Consider the following 6,386-nt stretch of genomic DNA (forward strand, 5'->3'; position numbering starts at 1 on the left):
GTACTTTGGAACAAGGTGTAATTTAATGACAGTGCGTCCTGCACTGTGTCTTAAAAGCAGGTTATAAATTATTTCCCAGATCGTTTAGCGAAAGGTTTCCGCTCTGTATTTTTAGACGATTGAGGAGATTTCTTTTTAAAAGGAACATTTCTTTTGGGTTGAACAGGCGCAGACGTAGTGGGCAGGTTATGCGTGGGTTCAAAATCATCTATTTCAATTCGTTCCAGTTTGCGTTTGATTAATTTTTCAATCGCGTTCAATTGACCGATTTCATCCGCGCTAACCAGTGAGACGGCCAGTCCTGATGCACCTGCTCGCCCAGTTCTGCCAATCCGGTGAACATAATCTTCCGCAACTTGAGGGAGATCAAAGTTAACAACACAAGGCAATTGATCAATATCAATACCACGAGCAGCAATGTCTGTAGCTACCAGGATATGCAGTTCTCCTGATTTGAAGTCTGCTAAAGCTTTTGTACGTTGCGATTGTGATTTATTGCCGTGTATGGCTGCGGCGTAGATATTATCATCGGCCAGTTGCTTAACCAGTTTATTCGCTCCGTGTTTGGTACGTGCGAATACCAGGGTTTGTCCCCATTTATTGGTATGAATAAGATGGCTGAGTAACGCTGATTTACGGCCTTTATCTACAGGATGGATTCTTTGTTTAATCGCGACAACAGTTGTATTGCGTGGAGCAACATCAATTTCAACAGGTTGATTCAGTATTCCCTTAACCAAGGTGCGTATTTCTTCAGAAAACGTTGCTGAAAACATCAGGTTTTGTCTGTTTCTTGGGAGCAGCTTAATAATTCGTTTGATGTCATGAATGAAGCCCATGTCCAACATGCGATCTGCTTCATCCAATACCAGAGTGTCTACTTCATCTAATTGAATTGCTCTTTGCTGATGCAAATCCAGCAATCGTCCAGGGGTTGCGACCAGAAGTTCAACTCCAGAGCGTAATTTCATCATTTGGGGGTTTATTTTTACTCCTCCAAAAACTACTGCGGAACGAAGCGTCAGATGGCGTCCGTATTGGACGATGCTTTCATGTACTTGTGCTGCCAGTTCTCGAGTTGGAGTTACTATTAATACACGGGTACGATTATTTTTAGCGCGTGGTTTATCACTCAGTTTTTGTAGAATGGGCAAAACAAAGCTGGCGGTTTTGCCAGTCCCTGTTTGTGCTGAAGCCAGGACATCACTTCCACGCAATACCGCAGGGATGGCTTGAGCCTGAATAGGTGAAGGTTGGGTATAGCCGGATTCTTCTACGGCTTTGAGTATTGGTTCTATTAAACCCAATGATGAAAAACTCATGTTGTTTCCTTAAATGTGCAGGGTATTTGGGGCTATTGTTCTAGATGCCCAGATTCTTTGACTATTTTTGGTGCAATTGTATCATGATTTTTGCTTGATAAGTTGGATTAGGGGAAATTAATTAATAGTTAGAGAACCTCGCATTTTAAAAATTAACACTGATTAAACTTTATCGACACTAATTAAGAGCTCTCATTTCACACAAAATGAGGAGACGATTAGGAACACTCAATCCCAGTCGACAAAAGATTCAATCTCTGTATCTGGAACAGCAGGGGTATTCACTTTATTTTTGGCAAATAATCTGGGTTTAAAGTTGATTTTAGAACAGTGTGCTGATTCCTTAAATGTCTTAAGGGCATCTTCCAGATTGACGAAGGTATATCCCTTTTCTTTATATAAATTAATAATATCGGGCAAAACATAGGCATTCAGTAAATTGGCATGAATTAACAGAATTTGCGCTTGATCCGGATTATGATGATATTCAGTATGTTCTTCCGCTTTTACAGTTTGCTGCCAGATAAAATCAAGGTAAAAAGGCTTCATTTCACTTAGATAATCGCGTCTATTCAATTCGGGTACAGATAATAAACGTTGATTAAAGACAAAATCTTTACTGTCTATGGTGATGGGTGCAACCTGATAGTGCTTTTTGGCAAGGTAACAGAGTACTTTATTTTTTTTGCTACCTGAACTCATCGCCAGATAAGGATATCTGAAATATTTAGGCTCAGTCAGAACGGGAGCCAGAATCTTGTCTGCTTCCTTAATTTCTTTAATGTATTCTTTGGTTTTAAGTACATTCAAATTGGCATGAGAATAGGTATGATTGCCCAGGCCAAAACCTGAATCACGAAATTTTTGCAAGACTTCCCAATTATCATTGCGAACTTCTTTAGCGATGATAAAACCGGTAGCAGGAATCTGTTGTACTTTCATTGTATTCATCATCATATTTAAATGAAAATTTCTGTATTCGCCTACAAAGGGTAGATCATCAATTGTAATGGCGATCTCTTTTTTGTGAGCAAAAGACATTGACGATGCAATGGTTAAAAGCATGAAGCAAAGTAATATGGAATTGATAATTGATTTGATTTTCATTAGAAATTAGCTGTCTTTATGGTAGTTGGGTTAATTTATTACGGTTATTGTAACAAAATTTAAGCTAAATGGCTTATTCCAAGTGATAATATAGAAAAATAATCATTTAACATGATTAAGCAGCAATTAATGCTTGATTAATAACTGCTGCTTAATTAAAGAAATTTAATTTAGGAATCAGATGATTCTGTTAAATTAAATTAGAGCGTTGGTTGAGTGATATCTGTTGAAGAGGAGGCAGTGTCCGCTTTTTGTTCTTCCAGATCTTCCTCTTCATCCTGTACTTTTGATGGCCTTTTCCACCAGCTATACAAACTGGAAGCATAGGAGGAGGAACTGGCTTCTTTAGGCTTGGATGCTTCAATTTCTTTATTCAGTTCTACAACGCAATGATCAATTGCTTTATCACGGCAAGACCGAATGATTAATTGTGCCATTGAAAGAATTGGATTCAAGAGAAAGTTCTTGATGGTGGAAAATATGTGTTCAGGTTTAATAGATTCTTTGGATTCTACGCTCTGAACTGTCATATGGCGAATGTACTGATTGGCAGCAGTAACCAACACTTCAATATCTTCCACAGGGGTTTCTTTAGCTTTAAGAATAGTGGTCAATTCAGTATGAACTACAGAGCCATTTCTTAGTAGCGAAGGCTTAATATCAACATGGCTTAATGGTTCATATCCATATTCCGTGGCAATATGTCCACGAACAAGGTACATCGCTCCAGCTAGGATCGCAGTTTTTTCCGTTTCTTTTATACCGGAAGCTTTGGGGCCTGACAGACTGATTGACAGAGAGTTCAGGAACTGGAGCTGAACCGCTCTGTTATCATCCAGTGAAGCGATATCCGCTGCATTTTTATCTGCTGATTCTGTGATAATTAAGTTATGCAGTTCATCTTTTAAATTAGCAAAAGTTTTAAATGGAGCTACAATAGATTCTGGGACTTCTTTACCCGGTTTATACCAAGCGCCATCAGATTTAGCTTTTTCTCCTACTACTAAACTGTTATTTATGTCGTTTTGTGCCAATAGTTCAAATTCGAAACAAATTTTTGCAAATTTGACTAATTTATCCATTGGTACGCTTTGAAGTATATGATCTTTTTTAAATCCCTTACGTGAATCATCATCAACATAAATCTGCTTCATAAATTGGTTGAGCGACTTATAGAATTTTGCAGCTTGATCGGGACTTGGTTGATGTTCAACTGAAATTCCCATCGCAATATTTAAACGCTCTTTTACTTTGCCACTTGACTCATATGCTGATTTGCTTCTATCGATATCTGCAATGATTACATTCATAGCGGCATAAAGTACGTCAACAGATCGCGTTGCCACTGCACGTTTTTCACCAGATTTTGCATTAGTAATCTGTGTTTTCAGTTCATGGATTATAGTGCTTAAAAATTGAAGTTCATCTCTTCTTCTGGAAGGTAGTGCTGCAATCGAGTCTTTTTTTTCTCGCTTAAGTACGAAGGCGACACAATCATTAAATTGTCTTTCTAACTCATCAAAATCCTTTAAAACTAACGTCATGTTATTCTCCAAAATTCCAAACAAGATAATGTAAGAACTACTTACAGGACTCAGTGTAAACTAAACTTTTCTTTACGTCATGTATTTTCATTATACAATTTGTAATCTCTAGAAAAATATTTAAAAATCATTATGTTATATCGGATCACTTATATATGACTCCTGTATCAATTCAAAATAATATTGAACAAAATTATTTAAGGAGTAATATACTCAGCTTTTTAGTTTTAGATCGTAACATGATTTAAATGCGTACAACGCCTTGTGTTGCTAAGATTTGTGGTTTGAGTTAAAGCGTTTCTTAGGGCACATGAGATTAATTGATTTTTAAAGCCTTTCTATTCAGTAAGGATCTCTTTGAGCGCGTCTCTGATAGAACCTCGCTTTTAAAAATGCGCATGGATTAATCTTTATTTGCACTATCTATAGGATTGTCATCCTTGCTCATGCGGGGAGGTATCCTAAACATTAGCACAATACCACATTGTTGCATGAATCCTCTCCTTCGCGAGGATGATGCATAAAAAGTGAAGAGTGTTCAGGGCTTGTCCGCACCATCCTATGATCTATTGGATACCGTATTTGAGGTATAATTTGAATATTAAGAGTGATGATTTGTACAGACAGAAATTTTTTACTAACGCAATCTTTGTGCTGGTTTTTCTTCTGATATGTCGCATTATAGCCAGTTACTTTATTCCTCTCAATGATTCTACAGAAGCCCGTTATGGTGAAATAGCGCGAAAAATGCTTGAAACTGGGGATTGGGTGACCTTGCAGCATGATTATGGAGTCCCTTTCTGGGCTAAGCCTCCTTTATCTGTATGGCTTTCCGCCTTTTCTATGAAATTATTCGGTGTTAATGAATTCGCTGCGCGGTTGCCAGGATTATTGCTTTCCATCGGCGTATTATGGCTCATATGGGATTTAGCGAAAAAACACAGTGGCTCAGTTGTCGCAACTGTATCTACTCTAGTGCTTGCTGGAACTTTATATTTTTTTCTGGACGCTGGCGTAGTAATGACCGACCCTTCTCTGGTCTTTTGTACGACCTTGGCAACCGTTTCTTTCTGGCATGCCGTGGTGAATCAAAACAAAATCTGGTCCTATGTGTTTTTTATCGCGCTAGGTCTAGGATTATTGGCAAAAGGTCCAATAGCGATTGTTCTGGTTGGAATTCCTGTTTTTTTCTGGGTTTTATTACGTAATGAATGGGTGAATTTATGGAAGAGGCTTCCCTGGTTCAAAGGTACGCTAGTTCTTCTGGCTATAGCGCTTCCCTGGTATATTCTTGCTGAAATTCGTACCCCTGGGTTTTTGAATTATTTTATTATTGGTGAGCATTTAAATCGATTCTTAACTCCTGGATGGACCGGTGACAAATACGGTATGGCACATGATGAGCCCAAAGGTATGATTTGGCTGTATGCGGTTGCTGGTGTATTTCCCTGGAGTATTCTTGGGGGCAAGTGGTTGTTAAAGCATGGTAAAACCCTGCCTGCGTTTTTTCGTGATGACGATGGATGGATGAGCTATCTATTCATATGTATGATAGGGCCTCTTGTATTTTTTACCTTTGCCAGCAATATTATTTATCCTTATGTATTCCCCTCTTTACCTGCATTTGCGATATTTTTTACAGAGCTTTGGAATCGTTCGAATCATTCTTTGGATCATAGTAAATGGATTTTGCAATTATCATTAGTTTGTGGCTTGATTTTTTTGGTTGCGACATTGGTCTTTGAAGTAAAACCCGAGATTGTTGCTAAAACACAAAAACCTATAGTTACCGCCTGGTTGAAGCAACATCCTGCACCAGGAAGTAAACTGGTTTATTGGGACTTTTTTACTTGGTTTTCAGCACAATTTTATACTTCCGGGAACGTAATCGCCACAAGAGACATTAATAATTTATGTAAATTGTTCTCCAATCATTTAGATAATTATCTGGTGATCAATGCGCTTAATGTAGGGCAGATACCTCCTGAGTTATTTTCCAAATTTACTCCTGTTGCAACAATTCATTATAAAGAGAACAAAGTATTTTTGATGCATTCTCCTATGCTCAGCTGTTAATTCGGATTTTTCTAAATAATTCCGATAATTTCCTCATCCTGAACGTAGTGAAGGATCTCCAAATACGGGCACTGTTCCACATTCAGGAGATCCCTCGTTTTCACTCGGGATGACGTGTTCCTTGGGTATAGCGTCATCCTTGGGTATCACGTCATCCTGAGCATAGTGAAGGATCTCCAAATACTGGCACGGTTCCACATTCAGGAGATCCCTCGTTTTCACTCGGGATGACGTGTTCCTTGGGTATAGCGTCATCCTTGGGTATCACGTCATCCTGAGCATAGTGAAGGATCTCCAAATACTGGCACTGTTCCACATTCAGGAGATCCCTCGATTA

The 6,386-nt window shown here is 38.5% G+C and carries 5 protein-coding genes; 1 reads left to right on the forward strand and 4 read right to left on the reverse strand.

Annotated features, from left to right (window positions below; genetic code table 11):
* Positions 1-68: 68 nt before the first annotated feature.
* The 3 genes from IZU94_RS10640 to IZU94_RS10650 form a co-directional block, all read right to left on the reverse strand.
* Complete coding sequence (locus IZU94_RS10640; RefSeq protein ID WP_203110473.1) at positions 69-1,322, reverse strand: DEAD/DEAH box helicase; 1,254 nt, start codon at positions 1,320-1,322, stop codon at positions 69-71.
* Positions 1,323-1,550: 228 nt separating this feature from the next.
* Positions 1,551-2,387: a polysaccharide deacetylase family protein gene (locus tag IZU94_RS10645; RefSeq protein WP_439649229.1), complete on the reverse strand. Its 837-nt coding sequence runs from the start codon at positions 2,385-2,387 to the stop codon at positions 1,551-1,553.
* A gap of 242 nt (positions 2,388-2,629) precedes the next feature.
* Positions 2,630-3,973, reverse strand: a complete 1,344-nt coding sequence (locus tag IZU94_RS10650) for a hypothetical protein (protein WP_203110477.1) — start codon at positions 3,971-3,973, stop codon at positions 2,630-2,632.
* A gap of 594 nt (positions 3,974-4,567) precedes the next feature.
* Here IZU94_RS10650 and IZU94_RS10655 point away from each other — a divergent pair.
* Complete coding sequence (locus IZU94_RS10655) at positions 4,568-6,049, forward strand: ArnT family glycosyltransferase (protein ID WP_203110480.1); 1,482 nt, start codon at positions 4,568-4,570, stop codon at positions 6,047-6,049.
* A gap of 33 nt (positions 6,050-6,082) precedes the next feature.
* Here the strand turns inward: IZU94_RS10655 and IZU94_RS10660 are convergent, their stop codons facing one another.
* On the reverse strand, positions 6,083-6,247 hold the full coding sequence (locus tag IZU94_RS10660; protein WP_203110482.1) for a hypothetical protein: 165 nt from the start codon (positions 6,245-6,247) through the stop codon (positions 6,083-6,085).
* Positions 6,248-6,386 lie beyond the last annotated feature (139 nt).

This window comes from Legionella bononiensis, assembly GCF_016786215.1.
Taxonomy (GTDB): domain Bacteria; phylum Pseudomonadota; class Gammaproteobacteria; order Legionellales; family Legionellaceae; genus Legionella; species Legionella bononiensis.

Excerpts from the sequence above, each read along its gene's own strand:
- IZU94_RS10650 (WP_203110477.1), bottom strand. The coding sequence starts at position 3,973 with ATGACGTTAGTTTTAAAGGATTTTGATGAGTTAGAAAGACAATTTAAT.
- IZU94_RS10645 (WP_439649229.1), bottom strand. The coding sequence starts at position 2,387 with ATGCTTTTAACCATTGCATCGTCAATGTCTTTTGCTCACAAAAAAGAG.
- IZU94_RS10640 (WP_203110473.1), bottom strand. The coding sequence starts at position 1,322 with ATGAGTTTTTCATCATTGGGTTTAATAGAACCAATACTCAAAGCCGTA.